18 protein-coding genes and 1 pseudogene are annotated in these 23,870 nt (G+C 51.2%); 7 read left to right on the top strand and 12 right to left on the bottom strand.

What is annotated here, in order from left to right; translation table 11 throughout:
* Positions 1 to 72: 72 nt before the first annotated feature.
* Positions 73 to 525, top strand: a complete 453-nt coding sequence (locus AC5JO6_RS20970) for a hypothetical protein (protein WP_496082985.1) — start codon at positions 73 to 75, stop codon at positions 523 to 525.
* A 50-nt stretch (positions 526 to 575) separates the two neighbouring features.
* Positions 576 to 806: pseudogene (locus tag AC5JO6_RS20965) on the top strand (hypothetical protein); the annotation flags it as partial.
* Between the two features lie 57 nt (positions 807 to 863).
* On the opposite strand, the gene AC5JO6_RS20960 reads toward AC5JO6_RS20965, so the two are convergent.
* On the bottom strand, positions 864 to 1,952 hold the full coding sequence (locus tag AC5JO6_RS20960; RefSeq protein ID WP_496082984.1) for a LacI family DNA-binding transcriptional regulator: 1,089 nt from the start codon (positions 1,950 to 1,952) through the stop codon (positions 864 to 866).
* 138 nt (positions 1,953 to 2,090) lie between these two features.
* Here AC5JO6_RS20960 and AC5JO6_RS20955 point away from each other — a divergent pair, with 138 nt between their 5' ends.
* From AC5JO6_RS20955 to AC5JO6_RS20945, 3 genes are read left to right on the top strand one after another with little or no spacing between them, the layout of a single operon-like run.
* Positions 2,091 to 2,405: a hypothetical protein gene (locus tag AC5JO6_RS20955; RefSeq protein ID WP_496082983.1), complete on the top strand. Its 315-nt coding sequence runs from the start codon at positions 2,091 to 2,093 to the stop codon at positions 2,403 to 2,405.
* Positions 2,406 to 2,444: 39 nt separating this feature from the next.
* A complete protein-coding gene (locus AC5JO6_RS20950; protein WP_496082982.1) occupies positions 2,445 to 3,674 on the top strand; it encodes an MFS transporter in 1,230 nt (409 codons plus the stop codon).
* A gap of 9 nt (positions 3,675 to 3,683) precedes the next feature.
* The gene (locus AC5JO6_RS20945; RefSeq protein ID WP_496082981.1) at positions 3,684 to 3,809 is read left to right on the top strand and encodes an NUDIX hydrolase N-terminal domain-containing protein; all 126 of its coding nucleotides are present in this window, start codon (positions 3,684 to 3,686) and stop codon (positions 3,807 to 3,809) included.
* A gap of 371 nt (positions 3,810 to 4,180) precedes the next feature.
* Here AC5JO6_RS20945 and AC5JO6_RS20940 read toward each other — a convergent pair whose 3' ends face one another.
* The 7 genes from AC5JO6_RS20940 to AC5JO6_RS20910 form a co-directional block, all read right to left on the bottom strand.
* Positions 4,181 to 5,452: a PAS domain-containing sensor histidine kinase gene (locus AC5JO6_RS20940; RefSeq protein WP_496082980.1), complete on the bottom strand. Its 1,272-nt coding sequence runs from the start codon at positions 5,450 to 5,452 to the stop codon at positions 4,181 to 4,183.
* Positions 5,449 to 7,290, bottom strand: coding sequence for a CheR family methyltransferase (locus AC5JO6_RS20935; protein WP_496082979.1), 1,842 nt, complete (start codon positions 7,288 to 7,290; stop codon positions 5,449 to 5,451). The genes AC5JO6_RS20940 and AC5JO6_RS20935 overlap by 4 nt, the downstream gene beginning before the upstream one ends.
* A 282-nt stretch (positions 7,291 to 7,572) precedes the next feature.
* Positions 7,573 to 10,188 (bottom strand): UDP-forming cellulose synthase catalytic subunit, encoded by a 2,616-nt coding sequence (bcsA, locus tag AC5JO6_RS20930; RefSeq protein ID WP_496082978.1) that lies wholly within the window; start codon positions 10,186 to 10,188, stop codon positions 7,573 to 7,575.
* Positions 10,189 to 10,888: 700 nt separating this feature from the next.
* Positions 10,889 to 13,291 (bottom strand): cellulose biosynthesis cyclic di-GMP-binding regulatory protein BcsB, encoded by a 2,403-nt coding sequence (locus AC5JO6_RS20925; RefSeq protein ID WP_496082977.1) that lies wholly within the window; start codon positions 13,289 to 13,291, stop codon positions 10,889 to 10,891.
* A gap of 99 nt (positions 13,292 to 13,390) precedes the next feature.
* Entirely contained in the window at positions 13,391 to 15,841 is a 2,451-nt protein-coding gene (locus AC5JO6_RS20920; RefSeq protein ID WP_496082976.1) for a tetratricopeptide repeat protein, read from the bottom strand.
* A complete protein-coding gene (locus AC5JO6_RS20915) occupies positions 15,838 to 17,400 on the bottom strand; it encodes a carbohydrate porin (protein ID WP_496082975.1) in 1,563 nt (520 codons plus the stop codon). The genes AC5JO6_RS20920 and AC5JO6_RS20915 overlap by 4 nt, the downstream gene beginning before the upstream one ends.
* A 957-nt stretch (positions 17,401 to 18,357) precedes the next feature.
* Positions 18,358 to 19,263, bottom strand: a complete 906-nt coding sequence (locus AC5JO6_RS20910; RefSeq protein WP_496082974.1) for a hypothetical protein — start codon at positions 19,261 to 19,263, stop codon at positions 18,358 to 18,360.
* Between the two features lie 479 nt (positions 19,264 to 19,742).
* Between AC5JO6_RS20910 and AC5JO6_RS20905 the strand changes: the two genes are divergently transcribed.
* A complete protein-coding gene (locus AC5JO6_RS20905; protein WP_496082973.1) occupies positions 19,743 to 20,459 on the top strand; it encodes a pentapeptide repeat-containing protein in 717 nt (238 codons plus the stop codon).
* Positions 20,460 to 20,516: 57 nt separating this feature from the next.
* Here the strand turns inward: AC5JO6_RS20905 and AC5JO6_RS20900 are convergent, their stop codons facing one another.
* From AC5JO6_RS20900 to AC5JO6_RS20885, 4 genes are all read right to left on the bottom strand, one after another.
* Complete coding sequence (locus AC5JO6_RS20900) at positions 20,517 to 21,257, bottom strand: MarR family winged helix-turn-helix transcriptional regulator (RefSeq protein ID WP_496082972.1); 741 nt, start codon at positions 21,255 to 21,257, stop codon at positions 20,517 to 20,519.
* Between the two features lie 51 nt (positions 21,258 to 21,308).
* Positions 21,309 to 21,554: a hypothetical protein gene (locus tag AC5JO6_RS20895; RefSeq protein ID WP_496082971.1), complete on the bottom strand. Its 246-nt coding sequence runs from the start codon at positions 21,552 to 21,554 to the stop codon at positions 21,309 to 21,311.
* Positions 21,555 to 21,701: 147 nt separating this feature from the next.
* A complete protein-coding gene (locus tag AC5JO6_RS20890; protein ID WP_496082970.1) occupies positions 21,702 to 22,154 on the bottom strand; it encodes a globin family protein in 453 nt (150 codons plus the stop codon).
* A 13-nt stretch (positions 22,155 to 22,167) separates the two neighbouring features.
* Positions 22,168 to 22,965 (bottom strand): hypothetical protein, encoded by a 798-nt coding sequence (locus AC5JO6_RS20885; protein ID WP_496082969.1) that lies wholly within the window; start codon positions 22,963 to 22,965, stop codon positions 22,168 to 22,170.
* Positions 22,966 to 23,309: 344 nt separating this feature from the next.
* Here AC5JO6_RS20885 and AC5JO6_RS20880 point away from each other — a divergent pair, with 344 nt between their 5' ends.
* Positions 23,310 to 23,849: a P-loop NTPase family protein gene (locus tag AC5JO6_RS20880; protein WP_496082968.1), complete on the top strand. Its 540-nt coding sequence runs from the start codon at positions 23,310 to 23,312 to the stop codon at positions 23,847 to 23,849.
* Positions 23,850 to 23,870 lie beyond the last annotated feature (21 nt).

The raw sequence follows: 23,870 nt of genomic DNA, 5'->3' as shown, positions 1-23,870 counted from the left end.
AAAGACTTGCCAGCATTGCCTCCGGCTATCTTTTGACCTCGTCGAACTGACGTTAAAGCAGAGGAAACCTGAATGGCGTTGCAGAGGTTAAAAACACTGAATCGATCGACCCTTGCTCTAATCATTGCTGGAGCGGTGATTGCCACTGGTTTGTTCTCTTACACGGTGGGTCAGTTGGGTCGCAAACCCGTTGAACCTGTGCAATCCGCGCCTGTAAATGAACCGATTGCTGCACTGGGACGACTGGAACCTGTCTCAGAAGTGGTGAGCGTCTCGGTTTCCACTACGCTCAATAACGATCGGGTCAAGCAGTTGTTCGTGAAGCGGGGCGATCGCGTCCAGATCAATCAGGTAATTGCAATCTTAGAAAGTTACGACCGCTTACAAACTGCCCTGTTAGAAGCACAGCAACAAGTCAAAGTTGCCCAGTCCAAACTGGCACAAGTGAGAGCCGGAGTAAAGTCTGGAGAAATCGCGGCGCAACAAGCTGAAATTGCCCGATTGCAAGCCCAGTTACAGGGCTAGATTGCCACACAAGCAGCCACGATCGCCCGCCGCCAATCAGAGGTCAACGGATCGCTCGTGCCCTGGTCAGCCGTCCCCAAATTGTCTTAGCCGATGAACCTACAGCCGCACTGGACAAAAAATCGGGGCGAGATGTGGTGGAACTGATGGAAAAACTTGCTAAAGAACAGGGTTGCACGATTCTGTTAGTCACCCACGACAATCGCATTCTCGACCTTGCCGACAAGATTGTCTACATGGAGGATGGCTGTTTGGTTGACAAGGCGAGCGTTACGATATGAGCAGCTTCACTGCGCAACGTTGCGTCGATCGGGTCACTTCTTGTTAAGGCATTTCAGCTAATTTATAACGTCGCCGTTCTCAGTTACAGCTTCTGATGATTCTCGCAGGACGAGTTCAGTGAGCAAGACTTGAGCGATCGGTTGATCAAAATTTTCTAACAATAGTCTTGCGGCGACTGCCCCTTTTTCCACCAAGGGTTGCCTCACCGTGGTGAGCCTCGGTCGAATCTGCGATGCTAACGGAATATCATCGAAGCCGACGATCGATAACTCCTGCGGTACATTTAAACCTAGCGTTTCGGCAGCTCGTAAGGCTCCCACTGCCAGACGATCGCTCATCGCTAAAATTGCGGTGGGTCGAGGTGTGCGATTGAGCAGGGCAAGCGTCGCGGTAAACCCACCATCCTCTCGATTCACCCGTTCTTCAATCGGAGTGTGGCGGGGGTCAAGCCCCGCCTCCTGCATGGCATCCTGGTAGCCTTGTAACCGGGCGAGGGCATGAGGAAAGGTAGCAGTTGCAATGCGTTGAGCATCCACGATTCCCTCATACTGATCAAATCGCAGTTCCATCGCAATGATGCCCAACCTTGTATGTCTCAGACGAATCAGGTGAGCCGCCGCTGCCCGCGCCGCTCGTCGATCGTCAATGCTGACCGATGAAACGCCTACGACAGGGGAGCAATCCACCATTACCGTAGGTAAGTTGCGCTGCAACACTTGAGCCGTCGCTGCATCTGTATCCGGTGTGGAGTAAATGATGAAGCCATCAACCACAGCGCGTTGTACTGTATCGAGTGTTGTGCCACCGCGATGTAGCGGCACAATCAGCAAACTGGTTTTGGCAGGTTCGCAAACGCTGGCGATGCCCTGGAGAAAGGCGATCGCCACTGGGTCGCTGAAGGCATAGGGTAATGATTCGCTGAAGACAACTCCGATCGCGCCCACCTGTCCCGTTCGCAACAGGCGTGCTGTTGGGTTCGGTCCTGAGTAGCCCATTGCTTTTGCCGTTGCCAGGATGCGCTCCCGCCGGTCTGGAGAAAGTTGGTCTGGACGGTTAAAAGCATTGGAAACGGTGGTGCGGGAAATCCCCAGTGCTTTGGCAATATCCAGAAGAGTTACAGGCTTTGGGGGGTTGAGGTCATTCATCGCGATCGCCAGCCGTTTTCTGAAATCTTACTTTTGATAGAGCAGAGGCACTTGATCGTTCAAGATACAGCGGATAGGATGATTAACGAAACTGAATCGATTCAGAAGAAGGTCACCAAAGCGTCAAGGACTTATCTTATGAGCACTCGTCAACCGCAGTCTCTCGACCAACCGCTTGAGTTACTTGAATCTTCTACAACCCAGCCAAATTTCCTTCAGCAAATGTTTTTGAGTACGATTCAAGGGCTTTGGAATCGTTTTTGCTATCGTTTGCTTTCCAGCGAGTCACCCCAGTTTTCCGAAGTTTCAGGTAAAGACGGACAGGTTTACTGGCAAGTTTATGATCCTGTTACCGATCGCCGCTTCTACCTGAACTCGTTGCAAGCTGTACTGGAGTGGATTGAAGCACGGCACTACCAAAGGTCTCAAGCCTCTTCATTGTTTGATCGCTGAATCGATTCAGTTAACATCGTCATCACTACTCCTTTGCTTATGAAATTCAGTCAATTCAGGCGTAACCACAACCGATCGCTCCGCTCTCAAGCTCCTGCCTGGATTGGCATTGCGATCGCCTTTTATGCTTTCATTTCGATTGGCATTGCCGAAGGTGGAATCGGTGTCCTGCTGCCCTCGATTCTGGAGACGTTTAATCTCACCCCTGCGACGGTCACATTTTTGTTTATTAGCCAGATTGTAGGCTACGTGTTTGCTGCCTTCAGCAGTAGCCTGATTAGTAGCCGTCTAGGATTGGCACCGATGCTGTTGATGGCTGCCGTCTCGCTCACAACGGCTCTGATACTCTATGGCTTGGCTCCGACCTGGTTGGTCATGGTGACTATCGGAACCTTACTGGGACTGAGCATTGGTTTAATTGATGCCAGCATCAACACCTACATGGTGAGCGAACAGCAAGAGCCGAAGTGGATCGGACTGCTGCACGCCTTCTATGGCGTTGGGGCGTTACTGGGACCCGCGATCGCCACCACCTTGCTGCTGCTGGGGCTAAACTGGCGGCAAGTTTACTTCGTGATTGCCAGCCTTGTGGCACTGCTGGTTGTGGGGGTCGGTTGGATTATCATCACGCACTACTCGCCGATGCTAGTGCGAACCGCCGCCTCTGAGCCTCACATCTTTGCTAATCTCCGGTTGGCGCTTAAAACGCCGATCGTTCTGGTTTCGAGTCTGTTTCTGCTGGTTTCGGTGGGTACAGAGGCATCCCTGGGCAATTGGGCATACACGGTGCAGCAGGTGAGTCGGGGGTTTCCGGCAGCCACAGCCGGATACAGCATCAGTGCTATGTGGCTGGGATTTACGATCGGGCGAGTGATGTTGGGCGTTTTAGTGAACCGATTGGGAGCCGTTCGCCTGGTCAATGGTTCCTTAGCCCTGCTCACAATTGGCTTAGTGACGTGGTGGTTGCTGCCGGGGCAATGGGTGAGTTTGCCCTTGATTGGGTTTGCGATCGCAGCAATTTTTCCCACCACCATCTGGCTCATGCCCCAGCGAGTCCCTGCAGCAGTTGTGCCAGCGGCGATCGGCTTTGTCACCAGTGTTGCCAGTTTAGGGGCTGCGATCATTCCAACGACGATTGGTTGGGTGGCGAACCGTGCGGGATTGGAAAGTATACCCGTCTTGATTTTGCTGCTGGCGATCGCCCTGGCAATGCTGCATCGTTGGTTAACGAAACAGCATGTTTCCTATGACGTAAACCAGCGTGTCTAGGGATTTCTCATGAGTTTGAAGTGGTTAGAGTGGGCGCAACAATTGCAGGCGATCGCCCAGAATAGTCTCACCTACTATGAAAATCCCTATGACCTTGAGCGGTATGGGCACAAAAATTTGCAAAAAATTGCCTGACCCTAATAAGCCCCCAGGGTCAGGCAGTCTGCCTGTAAGGACGCAGTTCTAAACGCAAAAGCTAAACGAACATAGTTGCCCCCTATAGCTGTCTAGCTTTCCCGATTGCGTTCCTCAGATCTATATCAATTCTGGTTTCTTTTCTCACTAAAACCATCCGATAGAGTACTCAAATAAGGATAAAGATTGCCTTCAGTCTTTCTTTCTACGTCCGTAAATTTACCCCTTTGACTGGAAAGCGAAAGGATCTCAGGCAATGGGCGATCGCGGTAGCTATCGGTAGGGGTAGGGTTTGCTACCAGACAACCGCAGAATCAATGATGCAGTATCTAAACTGACTTGTGCGACTGCTTGCATAGGGTCTTATTCAATTAAGCTTCGAGTTTTGGCAGCGTAATGCTGAAGGTTATGCCAGTGGTCGCACTACTGGCAACTGCCACTGCTCCACCATGTAAGGCTACAGCTTTTTTGACGATCGCCAGTCCCAGTCCAGCCCCTGGCAGATGTACTGTCGCCTCTGGTCGATAGAACGGCTCAAACAGACGTGTCTGCTGCTCCTGTGGAATAGTGCCCTCATTATGTACGCTGATGCCGGTAGGGTTGCTGTCGCAGCGTAAGGTCACACAGAGTGTAGTATCGTTGGGCGAATACGTCAGAGCATTAGAGAGCAGGCGATCGAGCATGTGCTGCACAAGTTCGGCATCAAGACAAACGGCATCGCACGCGCTATGACTGTCAATGGTGATCGGGCGATCGTCCTCAGAGCTTTGCAGCTTTCTCACTGCTTTGTGACAAGCAGCATTCAGGTTAAGCTGGGCTGGGCTAAACAGCCGTTTGCCAGAGTCAATCTCGTCATAAAGCAGTACATCATTGAGCAAGGCGTTCACGCGCCAAACTGCCTGTTGCATGCGATCGAAATAGGTTTGCTGTTTGGCTTCATTAGCGGCAGCAGCGTGACGTTTCAGCAACTCGATTGATGTGACAATAACCGTCAGCGGTGTCCGCAGTTCGTGAGAGACGGTTTGGACAAAGCTCGATCGCAAGTCATCTAATCTTTTTTCGGTTGACGACTCTCGTACCATGACAGCAGCCTGTCTCAGGTCTGTAATGTCTCGCACCAGCCATCGCCAGCCTAGCAACACGTTCTGGCTTGAGCGGATTGCCGACGTTGTGATCACTGCTGGAAAGACCTCACCCTTTCGCGGTCTAAGATGCAGATCCCAATTACGGTGCTGAGGTTCTACTTGCAAGTGTCTGAGATAGGTATGAAACGCACGGCGATCGGGCTTTGCCACAAAGACAATGAGCGGTTTACCCACCAAAAATGCCTGACGAACACGAAACAAGCTACTGGCTGCCTGATTCGCCTCCTGAATAACGCCCTGCACGTTAGTCACTAAATAGCCATCAGGCGCAAAGTCAAAGAGTTCCTGGTAGCGCTGACGCTGTTCTTCTAACGCTTGACGAGTGGCGTACAGTTCTTCATGGTGCTGGTGCAGTTCTTCTAAGACGACTGCCAACTCTTCTAGCACAGTCGAAAGCAGCTCCGGCTCTAGCAGAAACGCTTCGGTATTCTGTGCCAGAATCTGCACCCGCTGTTGTGCGTTTTGCAGCTTCAACACCTGAACGTCAACAGCACTCACAAGCTCACTTCCTCCATGATGAGAATCACACCCTGATGCTCTTGTTCAGCGCCCAGCAGTGGATTACAGGTGACGCGACAGCGAAACGATCGTCCGCGACGGTTCACAGCAGCGATGCTCAACTCTAGCTGATTTGCCCCCGCAATGCAGCGTTGAATCATTTCTCGCAGTTGATCAACGGGTAGCCCAATCTCCAGGTTGAAAAATGACTGTCCTGAGACCTCTTCAGAACTCAGCCCCCACAGGTTTTCGGTTTGCCGATTCCAGCTTAGAAGATTAAACTGATTATCCATCACCACCACACCTGCTCGAAGGCTGGCAAGAATGGACTGCAAAAAGGCGTTTGCTTGATTCGCTTCGCTGGTGCGTCGGCTCAGTTCATCGTTAATGGCTTGCAGTTCGGCATTTGTGGATTGCAGCTCCTCGTTCATCGTCTCCAGTTCTTCGTTGGTGGACTGGAGTTCTTCGTTGGTCGTTTCTAGCTCTTCGTTGGTGGACTGGAGTTCTTCGTTGGTTGTCTCCAGTTCTTCGTTGCTGGATTGTAGCTCTTCGTTGGCAGTTTCTAACTCCTGGCTCGATCGTTGGAGTTCGGCTTGTAGTGCCTGGTAATGGCTCACATCGGTGAAGACAATACTGATACCCAGTAGTTCGCTGCCATTTTGTAACAGGGTGAACTCTGCTTCTAGATGCTGCACGGTGCCATCAGTCAGATAGCGAACAATATCGGTGACGATGAGCGATCGCCGCTCGGCATAGACTTGCCCAAGACGAGAACGCAATTCCAACGGGCGGTAGGATACTTCCAGATCTTGCAGCGGGCTACCGATGTTTTCAGCAGTAAGCCCAAAGGTCGATCGGGCAAGTGTATTTGCCAGTATCAGATTGCCTTCTCGATCAATGACGATCTGTGCGGTTGGCGTGGCGTTGAACGCCAGTTCTCGAAGCTGTAAGGACGCGGACAAGCTATGGATCGCTTCGTCTGTTCTTTGGGTTGCTCCCAGGCTGCGATCGCGCATATCTTGTTTGGGCACTTTAGCAAAGATGCGATGCGGCAGGCTTATCGGCGTAAACAACTCAGCATGGGTCAGCAGCATTTCTGCCTTGCCCAAGAACAAAATGCCCGTATCGTTAAGCGCAAAATGCAAACGCGACAGAATACGAGCCTGTGCCTCGGCATTAAAATACATCAGCGTGTTGCGACAGACGAGCAAATCTAACCGAGAGATTGGCGCATCTTGCACCAGGTCATGCCGCCCAAAGATGACGATGCGTCGCAGGTCAGCGCGAAAGACGTAGCGATCGACGACCAACTCGAAGTAGCGGTCTTGTAAGCCCGGTGGCAATGCTGCCAGATCGTTCGCGCTGTAGCTCGCCTGACGTGCCTGCCCCAGGGCATCTTCATCCACATCCGTCGCGTAGATCTTGACGCGCTGCCGAAACTCGTTTGCACCCAGCAGTTCGGTCAGAATCATTGCCAGTGTATATGCCTCTTCGCCCGATGCACAGCCCGCACTCCAAAGCCGCAGTGGTTCGTGGTCTGGCTTTGTCTTTAGGAGTTGAGGCAGCACCTCCTCCCACAAATAGCTCCAGGCAGGCGCATCCCGAAAAAAGCCCGTGACGTTGATTAAGACAGTATTAAAAAGACTAACAAACTCTTCTGGATGTACTTCCAAATAATCAATATAGTCCTCAAAGGTAGCAACCTCTCTATGGTGCATTTGCTTTTGCACACGCCTCTGAAAGCCAGAGCGTTTGTAGCCCGAAAAGTCGAAACCCCGCGATCGCTTCAAGTAGTCCAGCAGCGCTTTAAACGCCTGATCGTCATCACTGTTACTCACGTACTTCAAAAAGAGACTATTAGGGCTGGAACAGTGGCACGAGCGAAAGGCTAAGCTAATGAGCCTTTAAGTTACAGAGTCAATTGTCTTAGAAGGCAGAAGGTAGAGGGCAGAAGGATGATGCAAATTTGAATGCCGATCAGCTTATACCTTCCGGTTAGCTGTTGACCCGGTTGGATATGAATAAGCTTCAGTCTACGTCATGCCGCTTTATCGCAGGCACAAGATTTCCCATGTCTACCACCCAATATGCTACTAAGGATCGTGGATGAAATCACCACTTTAAAGTTGATCGAGCGATCGCAGTAGTTGCTTAATCTTGCTTTGCTGTTGACGATCTAAATCTATAGGGAAACTTAATTCCATCGCCACACGATCGCTCGTCGAATTGTCATTGGTAAAAGCCTGCGTCGCTACAGCGATCGACCGTCCCTCAACGCTTTGCACGTCTGCCACCAAACTTTGAGCCAGTGGAGTATCCGCATGACGTGCAACCAGTAAGCCAAACTGCGGCTTTGTCCGTTGAATGAGTTCTAACTCTGGAACCGAGCCAGTTTGAAACTCTAGTCGAATGCTACGAATGCCAATTTCTGTCACTACAGCGGTTTGCGAATGCCCGTTCCAGCCTTCCCAATACAGTTGGGCGATCGCATTGACTTGCTTGCGAATTTTTACGCCCGTTTCTGGTTTGAATTCACGAAAAACTCGTCCAAAACTGCTAGCAATAAAGCGAAGGGAGGTCAGCGGATTATCCGCCGTGGCGCGTTTCTGTGCATACCACTCCTTCACATCGGAATAAATCACTACACTCAGATCATCTCGTTGAGTGCGAGTGAGGTTGATGAACTCGACTGAGAGTAGCGTTTGCAGATTGTCACTGGCGATCGCTCGGATCACATGAGCATCCACCAGCACTCTCGCTCCATAATCGCCGACCAGCTCAACTCGCACTACGTCCGGGATGTTGGGCCATACATCCAGCAAAATCCGTGCGCCCGATTCACTGACGTTGGTAGTAGTGCCTGTCCAATGCCGATCGCTGTGAACGATCGCCGTCAACTGGCGTGGCAACCGATGCGCTTGCCGCAGTTGCGGTTGTTCAAAGGCGACCAGACATGCCGCCATCACAAGCAGCAAATCAAACACACACCACAAGGCGTTGATAATTACCGCTTGACCATCTTCTGGACTCACCACAAACCAAAACGGCACCGCAATGAGTGATGCCGCCGTGAGTGCGCCTAAAAAGACTAGATAACGGACGCTTTCCAGGTCAAAATTGCGCTCTGTCACCGTTAATCCTTTATCGGTAACATTGAATGATCCCAACTTGGGATTGATCAGCGCCAGCAAAGTGACCATACCCGCCTGAAAGGACAAGGCAAACTCGTAGATCTCGTTCCAGAACGAAAACCGGACGTGTTTGTATGGAATGTGATTGGTCTGCATCGACAAAAGAATGTGAGGCAAGGCGTAGCACAGTGTCTCGAAGCCCAATCCTCTGACCGAATTAATGCCCAACAAGAGATACAGCACTGGAGCAATGACATACATCAAGCGAGGAAACCCGAAGAAAAAGTGAGACGTGGCGCTGAAATAGCAAAGCCGTTGAGCCAGTCTAAGCTTGAGTTTGCGGTTCAACAGAGGATTTTCAAGTCGTAGAATCTGCGCCATACCTCGCGCCCAGCGTACCTGTTGCCCTACGTAGGCAGAAAATTTTTCGGGTGCCAGCCCTGCCACCATGATTTTGTCGTAATAGACGGTTTCGTAGCCGAGGGAGTGGAGGCGGAGGGAGGTATGGCAGTCTTCGGTGACGGTTTCGGTGGCAATGCCGCCAATTTCGAGTATGTAATCGCGGCGGATGACAGCAGCAGAACCGCAGAAAAAAGCAGCATTCCAGAAGTCGTTGCCCTTTTGCAGCACTTTGTAAAACAGTTCGTTGCCGACTGGAATTTGTCCGCCTGTGAGCAGATTGCGCTCGAAGGGGTCAGGGTTATAGAACCAGTGGGGCGTTTGCACGAGCGCTACTTTGGGGTTTTGGAAGAAGCCGACGGTGTGTTGCAGAAAGTGGCGCACGGGGATGTGGTCGCAGTCAAGAATCATAACCAGATCGCCAGTAGTTCTAACTAAGGCAGTATTGATGTTGCCTGCTTTGGCGTGGTCATTGTTGTCTCGCGTCAGTAAATCGCAGCCCAGATCGTCACACATTTGTTGCAAGATTTCCCGACGCTCTGGCAGTTTGCGACCATCGTCCAGGACGTAAACCCGTTTTTTGTCTGCCGGATAATCGATCGCCAGTGACGCAAGGACTGTTTTACGGACAATTTCAACATCCTCGTTGTAGGTGGGGATGTAGATATCAACAGAGCGCCATTCGTCTTGAGGCATAGTGGCAAGGTCAACGGGCTTACGATCGCGCACCTTCAGCGTCTGAAAGTAGGCAAGCAGGAGGGTGCCGATCGCATACAGCTCTGCAACATACAGCAGCAAACAGAAAAAGCCGTTTAGCCAGTTATCCAGGTTCATCGTGTACTGCGTGCGGTAGTAAAGATACCGCACGGTTGTCAGCATACTCAACGCAATGAGGAACAGATGCAACCGTTCACTACTGTGAGTGTCAGTCCGCTGCTCTTCTAGCCTCACAATCACAGCCCCAACCGATACCATGATCGCTGCCAAAACAGCCTGCTGCCAAACGGGCGGTCGCTCGGTGATCAACGGCAGGCACAGCCACAAAGAAGCGGCTGCCAAAAGGACAAGCTGATAGCGGGTAAGCCAGCGTAACGTGCCGTCAGACCATAGAGGCAGGCGATCGACTAACCATGTGGTTAGCCACAACTGCCAGTTTGGAGTTGTTTGAGGCGGTTGGCGATGAACCTGAAGAGGGAGCTTGAGCATGGGGAGTAGGAGAGGGAGTGGGGAGTGGGGAGTGGGGAGTGGGGAGTAGGGAGTGGGGAGTGGGGAGTGGGGAGTAGGAGGGGGATAGGGAGTGAGCTGCAGTTTGCTGTTTTAGGCTGTAGAGTCGAGCTTGAAACTTAGAAGATTGAGCTGAGAACTCGGAAGATTGAGCTGAGAACTCGGAAGATGGGGCTTGAAACTCGGAACGTCGAGCTGAGAACTCGGAAGATGGAGTTGAGAACTCGGAACGTCGAGCTTAGAACTCGGAACGTCGAGCTTAGAACTCGGAAGGTCGAGCTGAGAACTTGGAAGATGGAGCTTGGAACTCGAAAGATGGAGCTTGGAACTCGAAAGATGGAGCTTGGAACTCGGAAGATGGAGCTTGGAACTCGGAAAGTTGAAATCTAAGCTTGAAACCCCCTTCATCCTTCATCCTTTAGCCTTTAGCCTTTAGAGGACGCTTTAAAAGTCCAGATGCTTGTAGCCTTGGCGACTGAAGTCGCGGCTACAGAGGCAAAACCTGCCGTTGCAGGTGATAAAACCCTTACTCTGCGGTCGTCCGCGCAGGCGGACTTTGTTTACGTAGTCGCGGTTTTAACCGCCAGACACTTTTCAAACAACCTCTTAGCCTTTAGCCTTTAGCCTTCATTCTTTATCCTTTACCTCCTGCCTTCTGCCTCCTGCCTTCTGCACTCCGCTTTCACTTCTTCCCCAACCGCCCTAAATACGACTGCGCGATCGCATACAGCAGCAGCGCAGCAACCACAAAACCGGGAGCGAGAATAAACCAACTGACGCGCAGGGTTTGCAGGAACCGATCGAGCCAGCTCGTTTGACTCAACTGCTGCTTTTGCTTTGCCTGTTGCAAAAACTCCAGCGTGTAGGCGTTGGGGTTATAGGGATTGGGGTCTGGGTCGGCAGCGTCAATGAGGACAGTGTCTTCGCGCAGTTGAAAGAAGAGAAAGTCGCGGTTGAGCAGGTCGCGGACGTGATCTAAACCTGCCCTGGTCTGCCCACTGAGCATGAGCAGGACGCGATCGCGGTTCCAGGGCGACACGATTTCTTTGACCAAACCTTCGGCATCGGGAAGGGTTTGCACCTGGCTTTGTCCGCGCTGACGACGAAAGGACTCCTGGAGGGTAAAGCCTTCGGACTGCAAGGCATCGGGGAGAGGAAACTGCTCGCGGGTGCCGATGGCGACGAGATGGCGATCGCTCCGCACGGTGGTCGGTAATTTATTTGCCCGAAACACGTCCAGCTTCACCGATTCTGACTGGCTGAGTCGTCCCAAACGAGCGCTGATTTCAAACAGCAGGGCGAGATCGTTCGTGCTGGGGCGATCGGGTAGGACGATCGCCGTCTTGGACAAATCCTGAGGAGAGGCAAAGGGATAGCCAAATTGCAGCAGTTTCAAATCAGGTACCTGCACAACGTTCGTCCGATTGAGGTCAAAGCTGGTATCGGCGTGAATAGTGCCCCAAAGCTGCTGGTCGAGGGCGCGGTTGCAAGAACGACGTTCGCGGGGATCAAGCTGAAACCGGACACGAATCTTGGAGTTGGGCTTGATGCGGTCTTCTGGCAGTGCGACTCGAAGGGTTTCGTGCGACGCGCCTGTGACAGAATCAAGCTTTTTGCCTACCAACGCCAATCCATCTAGCTGCACTTCAATCAGGGAGGTGAGCGGGTTGACCTGAGGACTGTAGCTGTAGTTCAAATTGATGAAGTTCCCCGTGGCGAACTGATCGTCAGGCAGGGCACGAAAGTCGAACTCCATCACTGGAGCATCGGCACCCCGCACGGTCATATCTTCGTAAGGCTGGTTGTCGAAGGTAGTCAGATTTTTAAGCTGAAAGTTGTTAGCAATTGGCAGATAGCCCGACCATTCGCGGGGTGAGGGTGCAGGTACATCGGTGACTTGGCGCACGACGATCGCCTGCCCGGTACCAAGCTGGCGATCGCGCGACTGAATGAGAAACTGCACTGCCTTTGCCACACCGTCTGATCCATTGCCAGTCACGACTAGAACGGGATGGCGTTTGTCAGGTGTTGTGGTCAGCATCAGCACACCTGCATCATTCGGCAGCACGTTCTTTTTGTCGTCTCGCACCTGACCGTCTTTCAACGACAGCGGTAGTTTGAGTTGCGCCAGCGCAGGCTGCGTTTTGGGAGTGCCCACAACAACGAGCCGTTCATTTGGCTGCATCTGGTCGATCGCCGTCAGCAGGCGCGTGTTCAGCGGACGATACTGAGCAAACCGCCCCACATTTGTTTGAAAGCGCGTGGTCGCAGTGAGCCAGGATTCATCGATCGCGTTCGGCAGCAGGTACGCAAGCTGGTTTGGCTCCAGGCTCAGGTCGTCAAAAATGGGATAAGGGTAGCGGCTGAAGTTGAGCGCGATCGGCTGGGGTTGAAAGTCAAATACCAGCTTGGAATCAGGCAAAATCTCCGTCCACAACGATGGATCGAACGGGTCTTGTGTACAGGTGGGCGAGTTGTTTTGCAGTGCGGCAATCACAACTTCGTTGTTGTCCTGAATCAGGTCTGGTGGGATGTCGTAAATCGCGCTGCCGATTTCGCCCTGCTTTTTGTTGAGCGGCAAACTGCCCACGCTGGCACCGTTGACGTAGGCTGTGAGATTCGATCGCGTCGCGTATAACGCTGGCGAATGGCGAAACCGTAGCTGAAGTTTGGCGGCTTTGGGCTTCCAGGCACGGGGACGCGTAAACCGCAATCGCGTCTCATCATAAATGCTCCGCAGCCGCAGACGGTTGCCCACCACTGGACTCCGGTTGAACTCCAAAACATATTGCCCTGCTGCCAGTGGTGCAACGATAGCGCCTTTTTTAGCCGCATCCGAAACGTCAGGGTCTTTTGCTGCCGCTTCCCCAGCCGATTGCGGCGGTGCTGGCACTTTATCAATCCCCGCATTGGGAGACGTAACCGGAGCTTCAGGAGGGGACTGAGCCACTGTTGCCTGCTGCCAACCCAAGCCCAGACTGCATACTAGCGTGATGAGGAAGAGCGCGATCGGCAATAGGCGCAGGCAGAATCTTCGTGTGCCGCGATCGAAGAGAGAGGCAAAATGGGTAGTGCGGGGGTTCATAGGGGAGGCAGAAGGTAGAAGGCTAGAGCAGTTGTTGGTTGTTGGTTGTTGGTTACTAGTTGTCAGTTGCCAGACTAAAAACTAAAAACTAAAAACTTCCTAGTAGCGCTCCCAGGAGGGTTGGAAACCGCGTCGTCGGAGGAGATCGACCTGGATTTTCTCAATTTTGCGATCGGTGGCGCGATCGCCTGATGGTGAGGAAGACATTTCTCTGGCGCTTTGTGCTTGCCGCAACGCTTTGAACTGTTGTAGAGCAACGCCTGGACGATCCTGGGCAAGGCTCAGTTCGCCCAAGATGCGACGGGTATCGAGGTCATCAGGTCTCAGCACCAGCACACGGTTGTAGAGGGCGCTGGCTTCGGCATAGCGCTGCTGCTGGAACCGTACCCCTGCAAGGGCAGCGATCGCGTCTACATTATTGGGCTGCTGTTGCAAAATTGCGGTGTATGCCTGGTTCGCCAGCGCTAAATCTCCCAGCGTTTGCGCCAGATCGCCTTGCACAAAGTAAGCATTTATATCGCCTTTGTTGCGTGTGACAAGCTGTTCAACCTGCGATCGTGCCGTTGCTGGATCGCGGACTGCCAGCACTTGCAAGGCACGACGCTGAATGGGGAGGCTATCTGGATTCACTGTCAGCAAAGTTTTGTAAAGCGCTTCTCGTTCGGCATCGGCTGGCAATGCTCCCACGAGGCTGAATAATTCGGGTGGCGTTTCATTCGCAGAGGGCGATTGGAGCCATGTGGTTAGCACCGTTTCTGCCTCAGCTTGCGTAATCCGCTGCGATCGATAGGCAACGCTGGCTCGACCCAACTGAAGGCGAAAGTCTTGGGATCGGGTTGCCAAAACCTGGTCATAAACGTTCAATGCTTCGTCCGATCGTCCCTGTCTCTCTCGTACGTCTACCAGTCCCAGTAAGGCGTTTGACAAGATGGAAGCAGGTGGATTGGAGGCAATAATCGCCTCGTACCGTTGGGCGCTGGCATCTAGTTTGCCGTCTCGCCGTTCAATGTCAGCTAACAGGATTTGGGAGGCACGATCGCGCGCACCAGCAGCAGTCGCACTATACACTTGTAATGCCTGCCGTGCTTGTTCCAAATCACCTTTCTGCACCCAGATTTGCGCGACTCGAAAGTGTAAAAAGGGCGCATCCACACCGCGCTGCAAAAGCTCCTGATAGGTGGGCAGCAGTTCCGGATCGGGTGGATCGAGGCGAATAAGGGCGAGGGCAAGAGACTGTCGCTCTGTAGCACTATCAGGCAGCGGTTGTAAGGCAGTTTGTAGCTGTTGCCGCAGTTCACCAGAAGTGATCTGTCCTAGCTGCTGGGCGATCGCCAAACGTTTAACCACTAAGCTTGGCTCTGGCTGTTGCTTGATCAATTGCTCATATAGCGACAGTGCTGCCTGCTGCGACGACGGAAACTCGCTAAACACATCCGCTGCTTCTGTTACCAGTCCCGGTGATGGGTTGGCAGTTTGGCGTAGCACCTGACGATACTGCTCCACTGCTTCCGCATACAGCGCTGTATCGCTTGACTGTCGCCCAATCTGACTCAGTGCTCGTGCCAGTGGCAGCGTTGCGTTTGGCTGACTGCGTAGTGGTTGCAAAATCAAGCGGGCTTCATCAGACTGTTGGTTTGCCTGATACGCGACTGCCAGAGCCGATCGCACCTCGATCGCCATTCGATCTGAAGCCTTCAACTGCTTGAGTTGCGCCTCCAGCAACGGGATTGCCTGCTCTGGCTTACCTGTCTCTCGCAGTGCGGTCGCATAGGCAATGACGGCATCAACTGGTAGTCTCTTCCCCGTAGCGGTGTAGCGCTCAAATAGCGTCACGCCCTGCCGATAATTGCCACTATAGGTGTATGCCTGAGCTGTGCCCAGAAGTATAGTTGGCGTAGGTTTCTGAAGCAGCACTTGGTAATCCGTCAGCGCTTCTGTAAAACGCCCCTGGTAGCTGTAGAGCAACGCCCGCTGAGTACGATCGCTCGTTCGATCAGGAGCCAGCGTTAATAGTGTGGTCAGTGCCTCAATGCCTCGTGCCTGCCACTCCGATCGATAGCCACCCAACAGACCGACCGCAGAGAGTGCCGTGAGGTTTTTCGAGTCCTCCACCAATACCTGCTGATACGCCTGCCATGCCTTTGCATCCTGTCCCGCCCGTTGATAGGCGATCGCCAGTCCCAACTTTGCTTCTAGAGACTGCGGATTTTGCCGCAACGCTGCCTGAAACGCGGCGATCGCATCGTTCACAAAGCCCCGATTCAGCAACGTATAGCCCTGTCTCGCCGACATAGATTGCGCCTGCGATGGCATTCCCGACAGCGCGATCAGTAGAAAAGGTAAAAGGCAAAAGGTAAAAGGTAAAAGGTAAAGGCGTGGCTGTGTGGCAATATCAATCGCCCTCATCCCAACCCTTTTTCTCCAAAGAGAAGGGCTTAGAACTCTTGTTCCCTCTCCTTTGGGAAGAGGGCTAGGGTGAGGGTGGCTCGACTGACCGCTGACCGCTGACCGCTGACTGCTGCCTCCCAACCACTGATTCAAATCTCTCATCTCGACCTCCTAAAGACTGACGAAAGGTCAAAATCCGTTCTGACACGAACGCCTAAGACCGTCTCCGAAAAACCATTGCGTTCCTGAAGCATCACTGCTGCACGCAGATTGGGCGTGATGCGGAAGTCGTAAAACAACTCCAGCACATCGGGGTTGTTGTCGCCTCGCGATCGTCGGAGGTCGTCATTCGACAGTTGCCGTCCGTAACCCAACCCCAGGCGATCGCTCGGCATAAAGACATCCAGAAAGTTCAATCCCGCGCTATAAGTCGTGCCGCTAGTGTCTAGAGCCAGATTGGTGTAATGCCCATAGCGACCGAAGAGACCAAGTTTGAGGCTAGGAATAAAAACTTCGGCGTTGATACCGTAAGCTTCTTCCCGATCGCCCGGTTGCGGTCCGGCTCTACCCGATCGCGGGATGTCAAAAATCTCTCGAAAGCCGCTTCGCCGCCCGGCATCGCGGGAGGAGACGTAGGTGCCACGAATGATGGCAGTACCAAACCGCACACCCACTTCCCCTGCAAACGCATCCAGATGGAAATCACCGAGATTGCGGTTTGACGAAAACGTGGTTGCCTTGAGGTCAATGTCATCCGTCACGCTCCAGTTCACCAATAGCCCCGGACGTGAGGCAATGCCTGCTGCTGCCAGCGCTGGGTTTGTTTGAAAAACCGAGTTAAAGAAATGCGTCGCGCCGTCTTTGGCGAAGCTGTTGCGATCAAAATACGAGGTCAAATCCATCAAACCTACGACCAATCGCAACGTTGGCAGCGACGGCAGTGATCCAGCAAAATACAGCTCGTTCAGATTCAGCCCTGTTTCTTGCGAATCGGCAAACCCTCTACCGGTCGTCAAATCGACCTCAGCTCCAAAGCCAGCATTGGGTGTCACCGGGTAGAAGCCTCTCAAGCGTGCCCGTGCCGAAGTATCGCTGCCTTCTTGCTTGAATACGCCCTGCAACTGCACTGACGGTACACCGAGTACCTCGCTGCCCTGCCGCAGCACTTTGTCAGATGGTGCTGGTACACCCGAATCGGCTATTAGTAAGGGCGATCGTTCAGTCAAACGCTGTGTCTGTTCAGGCTTTTCTGGTCGCTTTAGCCAAGGACGCTGCTCATAGGATGCGTTTCTGATGTAGGAAGTCTGTGTCTCTTGCGTCTCTAAAGATGGTGTCAGTAGCCCAGCCCTTGCCGCGATTTGAAGCTTGGTTGCATCGAACAGCGTCGCGTCAAACAAAGATTGACTCCCAGCAGCAGAGGATAACATTGCATCTGCCACTACTTGGGGCATTGCTTTCACTGGTTGCTGTTCTTTCACAACCGGAATCTGTACAGAATTACTGTTTGTCGCTTTGACAGCAACTGAATCAGTTGAGTGCTCTTTGCGATCGTTGAGTTTCGTCAGATCCGCTAGAGCAGATGGACAATGAATCAGCGTCTCTGCTGCCCCCGTAGTCAGTAAAATGGCGAACGTAAAGCCGAGATGAAAGCGTGGCTTGAGCCGGATCGGTTTAAGTAGCGGCAGTACCGGACGAGCGATCGAACGTGTTTTAAAAGTCATAGTTTTGGTTAAGTAGAAGCCATCCCACAACGTTTAATGCCATCGTGCGAAGTCACGCACCGCACGGTTAGTAGGGTGATGTGCTGCGATTAATTCACCTGGAATGAGCAGGCAACCATTAGCAGGACAGTGATTGCTTGAAAGAACTGTATAAATGCAAAGAACTCTAATCAGGACTTTTGCATCCACTGCTCAGCAGCAGGCTAAAGCGAGGAGACAACAGAATGAAATGCTTGTAGGTGAGATTTGCGCTGATTTTGAAGCGCTTGATTCTGTTAGTTCTGTTGCTACTAAGCGCTACAGTCCGAAAGCAACCGTGCAAACGTTAGAGTGTTGCAAGCATTTATGCCTTGCGATCGCAGATGCAGTGCCTACCAATAGCGCTATGTCAGCCCACAGTTGCGGAAAGATTACCTGTTTCACAACGGAAGCGAGAAGATGCCCTGAACAAGTTTAAAGAAGAATGACATCCGGTTCTGAGTCATGTATTCGGTCGATCGATAACGGAATCAGGGAAATTTCTATGAAGAGCGTGTAAGTTTTTCCGCTTTTCTACTGAACTTTTCCGCTTTTCTACTGAACTTTTCCGCTTTTTTGCCGAAGAAAAACCAACTCAAAGACAAGCCAATTCATAGAGCTATACGCTCGAAAGCCAGCATGAATACATTTGCGTCGCACCTTCTTAACCCATCTGGATATGCTGAGGGTCGATCGCGCGCCAGCACATTAGATGATTGAATGTTGTGTTTTGCACGCAACTGTCAATAACAAAGTGAGTGAGACCAAATTCCTTTTAGGCAGTTGCAATTATGGATATTGACGCGATGATGGATTTGCCTGCAATTGGAACTACGACTGTCAATACCCTTCATTTGGAGGTGGGTATTCTACGATCGCGTTCATTAAAACGTTCAAATGAATTCAGTTCATCATGTGTGATCATTTCTATAAACACCGTCATGCTGCTGGGTGACTGACACACAAGCAAGTTGCACTATCAGCATCGCTGGAGGTGGGTGTCTCCGGGCACGCATCTGGCACTAGCGCCCAAACCGCATAGCGCTCTTCATTATGAGTCATCACGGCTGGTTCGCCTCGTTGCTTAAGCCTTGTGACGATGCCAAGAGCCTGTTCACGACTGCTCACCACCTTGACAAAACGATAGTATTGATCCTCAAAAAGAATGGCAAACAGACGCTCTGGCAGTTCTGTCCGATGAATACGGCACGTTTGATACTGCTCACGCGATGCCAAGAGCAGGTGCGATGTTAAAGACGAGTCTACTGCTGGCATTTGTTCTGAAGCCGTTGACAACGTACTGTTTGATGAAATGAGTGGAAACCAGTTCACGTCTTCGGTTGGCAGTGCCACCAATGGCTGAAAGAGAGACAGCGGTAATGCTGTGTTCTCCCAGTCAACATCACGATCGGACTCTAAAGCTGGAATAGCAGGTGGCTGAAACTCCAGTCGATCGGTTGGCATCTCACCATTGTCGGTCAGACTGAGTGGTGAAGCCGTCAGTCCATTCACAGCGAGAGCCATATCTGGAGGATTAACCGCTTGCAATATGGCTTGGGCACTCAAAATTTGTCGCCCCTCTGGAACCACTGTCCGCGATCGCCTCCATTTACGGAGCAGTTCCGCTGTTGTGATGCCAGCGCCAACGCTCACCACAATGGAGATGCCAATATGTCGAATGACGACATCACGGTGGTTGATGTCTTCAGTAGACTCACCCGTTGTGGACTCAGCAAGAATGGGTTCCGCTTGGCGTGGCAGAAATGCCAGCGTCAAGACTGAAAAGACAGCACAGGAGGTGAGGACAGCAGACAACAAAACTTTTCCAAAGACAGAACTGTTCATGGTTACTGCTCCACTTGAACGAAGGGATAAGTGAAAACGCTGGCAAGCAGTAGTGCAACCTTTAGGTTGAGTCGTCAAACGTCGCACGACTAACCGATTTAAAGTAGAACCAACCAAACCTCCAGCACTTCTGCAAGAGGTTTGGTCTAGGTACTTAAATTTTTTCTAAAAGAATTGAAACACACAAGAACACTCGACCTATCACATTTCTTAGCCTGTTTCTGGGTCTCTCGGGCGTTACAAACCGCAGATTTATCGAAACTTTAAGTGCTTAGTCCCGGTTGGTAGCGCCAGGCGCGAATACTATCAGTAAGTAGGTAGCCACAATTAAGTGTGAGGGAGCGGTTTGGGGGCGTTGCCTCCAGGCAGGGGATTCCACCCCCTCCACCCCCAAAATCATCTTTAGTTTAATTACGCCCAACAATTTGGTGCATCATCATTCTCCTAATGCGTTCCTTCACACTACCTTGACTAAATTCATGAACTTGAGATTGCTTCTGATTGCAGCAGCGCTATTGGGAACCTGCCTGGTTGGTATGTTAAGGCTCAGGCAAGCACTGCAACCGCCTGTTGCCGCAAAAGTGCATGAGGCGACGCTTACTAAAGACGATCGCGCAGCCAATGTCACACCTGAAACGTCGATCGATCCAGAACAGCTTTTGCGAACGAAGACGTGTATCCGGTGCCAATTGAGTGGCATTGATTTACATGGCACAGATCTGAGTCGAGCCAATTTTAGCTACTCCAATCTCACTCGATCAAACCTGAGCCAAACTAAACTCATTAACGCCACCTTGCAAGGTGCTCAACTCAGCGCAGCGAGCCTGAAGGCAGCCAATCTCCAGGGTGCAGATTTAGGCAAAGCAAATCTGGTTGGAGCAGACCTCAGCCAAGCACAACTATTGAACATCAATCTGTCGCAAGCCAACTTGAAAGACGCAACATTAAAGCAGGCTGAATTACGCGATGCAAATCTTAGAAACGCCAGCTTTATACAGGCTCAGATGCAGAAAGCCAGCTTATACGGTGCCATTCTTATCAACGCAAACCTCAAAGATGCAAATTTGAATGGGGCTGATCTCCGTTACGCAAACTTGCAGAACGCTAACTTAAGTGGTGCCAATTTGACAAATGCCCAGTTAGATTGGGCAATCATGCCAGACGGTACCAGTTATCAGGGCACGACTCCCTATTGATCCAAATGCGGGCTTTACGCCCCCCTCTGATGTCAACTATTGGGTGAAGTCAGTCGGTTAATCTGGCTGGGGATGGGAGGATTGCGAAAGATATCGTTTCCAGTTTTGTTTCGCCAATTCAGAATCGGCTGCAAGGTGTTCGGCACAGTTGAGGCGAAGATGTCGATCGCCAAAGGGCGCATTCACCAACGCACAATGATGCGGACGTTCTGCATCTGAATAACGGTTGGGTTGAAAAAATTGACAGGTGACACACATTTTTGCGACGGATACTTGTCCCTGTGCTTGAAGCTTGCGAATCATTTTGATGAGTCCCCGCAGGAAGATTACTTGTTCTGCTGCCGATAGCTCATCTACCGTGTTGAGCAAAAAATCAGACCAGGATGCGGTTTGGGCGGCGACTTTTTGTCCTTGAGTGGTTAATGTAATCGCTATCGCTCGTCCATCCTGGGGCGATCGCGTCTTTTGCACTAAGCTCTTCTCAACTAGCGAAGTCACTGCATCACTCGCTGTCGCCGCTGTGACGGCAAGATTTTTTGCCACCTCTGATAACCGCATCCCGGATTCACCCTGATCAATTAAAAGCGCCAGAATTTGCCCTTGAGTTGGCGTTAATCCTTGCTGTCCGGCATCCTGCCAGGATTGACTTTTCAATGCCAACCCGATTTTTTCTAACCCAATCAAAATATGTTGCTCGACCGCGCTTGAGGCATCAAAGGGATTTGCGCTGGCACCAGTAATCGGAGATTCAGCAGGAAGCGTTGATTCTGTGTCGCGATCGGGCTGAGAGTTGTCCATGAACACTGACCGTGTAAAGCACCAAGTAAATGGTGGAGTGTAATCATCAGTTTACTCCTGAGCAAAACGAGTGGGGTTGCCATTAACTGAAATCAGGCGATCGAGCCGAATTTCAGTCCCATCTTTCAGCTTCAAAAAATCTGCTTTGTCCGCAGCATAAACATCGACAATTTGACTTTGAACTTCAACGATCTCCTCAGTGGCAGTGCGATAAGAAATTTGACAAGTCTGCCGCAGCGTTGCGAATGCTTCTAACTGATCGTGAAAACCACAGTCGACCAAACAATAGTCATTCATCGTATACCTCACTTTTTCGAGTCGTTGTTAGCAGCAGCAACGGTTGCACACTTAGCCGCAACTGTTTGCCAACCGCGATTGGCATCATGTTCTCCTTTCAGATGTTTATGGAATCCAGTCAGTAAACCTGGTTGCTAGTCAGGTTTACTAACCCACTATTTTTCGATCGCTGGCAAATATTACCTGTTCTGGTGAGTAGTTGGCACCGTCCAGCATCAGTTGAGCAACGGCTCCATACGCCTCTGTCCACGCTTGTTGAACATCAGGAGTCCAGGCAGTGCCCAGAGTTGCCTCAAATGCTTTCAGTAAGCTACTGCCCACCATCGGATAATGCTGTGGCAACACACCATACTGAAGGTGCTGAGTTCCCAATCCTTTGAGCGTGTTGCTTAATACGTCTGGTTGAAGCAAGTTATTCACAACCAGCACCAGAGATTGAAATAACTTCTTGCCTTGCGCTTCCATATTCGTGTGGACAAATAAAGGCTGGACTTCTGGGTAGTCTGCAAAGAGTAGCCTGTAGAACTGTGCCGTAAACTCTGAGCTATTGCCCTTAATTTGAGCGAAACTGCTTTCGAGCAATTCAATATTGAGGGTCATTTGATCTTCTCCGTTATTGAGGTTGCACATTGTAGGGAAGGCTTAAGTTTCCTGAACTCACGCTGTATGCCTGATATACCCCAAGCATGGGGAGATTTTTGTTCGTGGCGTTCACTTGCATATAGGCAACGACTCCATCAAACTTGAATTCCGTTTTGGAATGAAGGCGTTGAGCCGGAACCAGAACGGTGAGCTTGTTGCCTTTCAGCACCACTGAGAAGCCGGGAGAATCCAAATACATTGGCATACCGGGGTGGGTGGGTGGAAGTACAACTGTCTTATCGGTTTTGTTGAACTGTTTGACCGACAAGCCACCAGGAACGCGATCGTCCTTCACTAGCACTACCCAATGACTGTGAAAAACAATGCCATCATCGGCGTAGTTCAAGTTGTTGTTCTCATCCCACAGAGGCGTATCATCGAAATCTGGATGGGATGTGACTGCCAGTGCTAAAATCCCTTCAACCTTGCCAAACCCTGCATCTTCGGGCTTTAGAGTCGTTGGAAAGACGTAGCCCAATACGGGTGCGCCATCAACGCTACCCCTGGGTTTGGGCAATGTTTTGCCAGCCGTTCCTTTCACCGTTTGCTCAAAAACGAGTATATCTGCCTCTTTGAGATAGCGGACGCTGGTACCAATCACTTCTAAATCAGGTGATTTTGGAGTTGGTACAACCTGAGGCACTGCTTGAGCCGTTGGTGCTGACGCGGATTGAGTTGTAGGATGAGCATCAGTTTTAAGACTGAAATGGAATACACCCAACATGATGCTTAAGCCAATACCAAGTAAAGCAATGAGAAAACGTTTCATGACAACCTCTTGTATGAACTAAAGATGAAAGGGAGTGGGAATAGTCAAAAAGTGAGAAACGCATTCTCTTAAGACAGCACTATGCCGATGCTTTTGAGTGGTGTGGCGAAACATCGATCGAAGCGGAATGCAGTTTCTTCAACTGGTAGGACAGTGGTGTTTTAGTTGTTCATGATGCTTAATTATTTAGGACTCCTAAATAATTGCATTTTAGCGATATGGTGTCAAGGGGGCTGTATCAGGCTCCTTGACAAAGACTTGGATTCGGTTTGACGAGGCAGATGGACAACGCTCGATTACTTAGGTGCGCTTGCTTTACCTGTGTCTACCGCTTCGTCAATTTGTTGCAATCATTCTGGACTGAGCTGAGGAATGAGATCGATAGAGCAACCGATAAAACGGCTCTCTACGACTGGAATGGTATCAAAGTCATCGACACACCTGGACTCTTCACTGATCGCGCTGACCATGACGAAATCACCTATGAGGCAATCGCTAAAGCCGATTTGCTGGTATTCTGCTTGACCTACATGCTTTTCGATACGCTTACCGTCGAAAACTTTAAGAAGCTAGCCTACGACAAAGGCTACCGCTGGAAGATGATGTTGGTGATTAACGAAATGTCAGCCGCCGGAGGGGAGGAAGACCAGAAAATTGCCAGCTACCGCCACAGTCTGGCAGAAGCGCTAAAACCTTATGCGCTAGATGAGTTTCCCCTCTGTTTCATTGATGCCAAAGATTCCTGTGATGGTGTTGATGAAGACGATGATTTTTTAACCGAGATCAGCCGCTTTGAGACGTTCATCACTGCACTCAATCATTTTGTTGAACGCCGAGCAGCCCTTGCTAGCTTAGAGGATGTTTTAAAAGTGTCTGGCGGTTAAAACCGCGACTACGTAGACAAA

The sequence above is a fragment of the Tildeniella sp. genome (assembly GCF_059505325.1).
Note: the sequence above shows the minus strand (reverse complement) of the source record. Positions and strands in the feature narration are given on the sequence as shown.

Excerpts from the sequence above, each read along its gene's own strand:
- AC5JO6_RS20970 (WP_496082985.1), top strand. The coding sequence starts at position 73 with ATGGCGTTGCAGAGGTTAAAAACACTGAATCGATCGACCCTTGCTCTA.
- AC5JO6_RS20960 (WP_496082984.1), bottom strand. The coding sequence starts at position 1,952 with ATGAATGACCTCAACCCCCCAAAGCCTGTAACTCTTCTGGATATTGCC.
- AC5JO6_RS20955 (WP_496082983.1), top strand. The coding sequence starts at position 2,091 with ATGAGCACTCGTCAACCGCAGTCTCTCGACCAACCGCTTGAGTTACTT.
- AC5JO6_RS20950 (WP_496082982.1), top strand. The coding sequence starts at position 2,445 with ATGAAATTCAGTCAATTCAGGCGTAACCACAACCGATCGCTCCGCTCT.
- AC5JO6_RS20945 (WP_496082981.1), top strand. The coding sequence starts at position 3,684 with ATGAGTTTGAAGTGGTTAGAGTGGGCGCAACAATTGCAGGCGATCGCC.
- bcsA (WP_496082978.1), bottom strand. The coding sequence starts at position 10,188 with ATGCTCAAGCTCCCTCTTCAGGTTCATCGCCAACCGCCTCAAACAACT.
- AC5JO6_RS20925 (WP_496082977.1), bottom strand. The coding sequence starts at position 13,291 with ATGAACCCCCGCACTACCCATTTTGCCTCTCTCTTCGATCGCGGCACA.
- AC5JO6_RS20920 (WP_496082976.1), bottom strand. The coding sequence starts at position 15,841 with ATGAGAGATTTGAATCAGTGGTTGGGAGGCAGCAGTCAGCGGTCAGCG.
- AC5JO6_RS20915 (WP_496082975.1), bottom strand. The coding sequence starts at position 17,400 with ATGACTTTTAAAACACGTTCGATCGCTCGTCCGGTACTGCCGCTACTT.
- AC5JO6_RS20910 (WP_496082974.1), bottom strand. The coding sequence starts at position 19,263 with ATGAACAGTTCTGTCTTTGGAAAAGTTTTGTTGTCTGCTGTCCTCACC.
- AC5JO6_RS20905 (WP_496082973.1), top strand. The coding sequence starts at position 19,743 with ATGAACTTGAGATTGCTTCTGATTGCAGCAGCGCTATTGGGAACCTGC.
- AC5JO6_RS20900 (WP_496082972.1), bottom strand. The coding sequence starts at position 21,257 with ATGGACAACTCTCAGCCCGATCGCGACACAGAATCAACGCTTCCTGCT.
- AC5JO6_RS20895 (WP_496082971.1), bottom strand. The coding sequence starts at position 21,554 with ATGAATGACTATTGTTTGGTCGACTGTGGTTTTCACGATCAGTTAGAA.
- AC5JO6_RS20890 (WP_496082970.1), bottom strand. The coding sequence starts at position 22,154 with ATGACCCTCAATATTGAATTGCTCGAAAGCAGTTTCGCTCAAATTAAG.
- AC5JO6_RS20885 (WP_496082969.1), bottom strand. The coding sequence starts at position 22,965 with ATGAAACGTTTTCTCATTGCTTTACTTGGTATTGGCTTAAGCATCATG.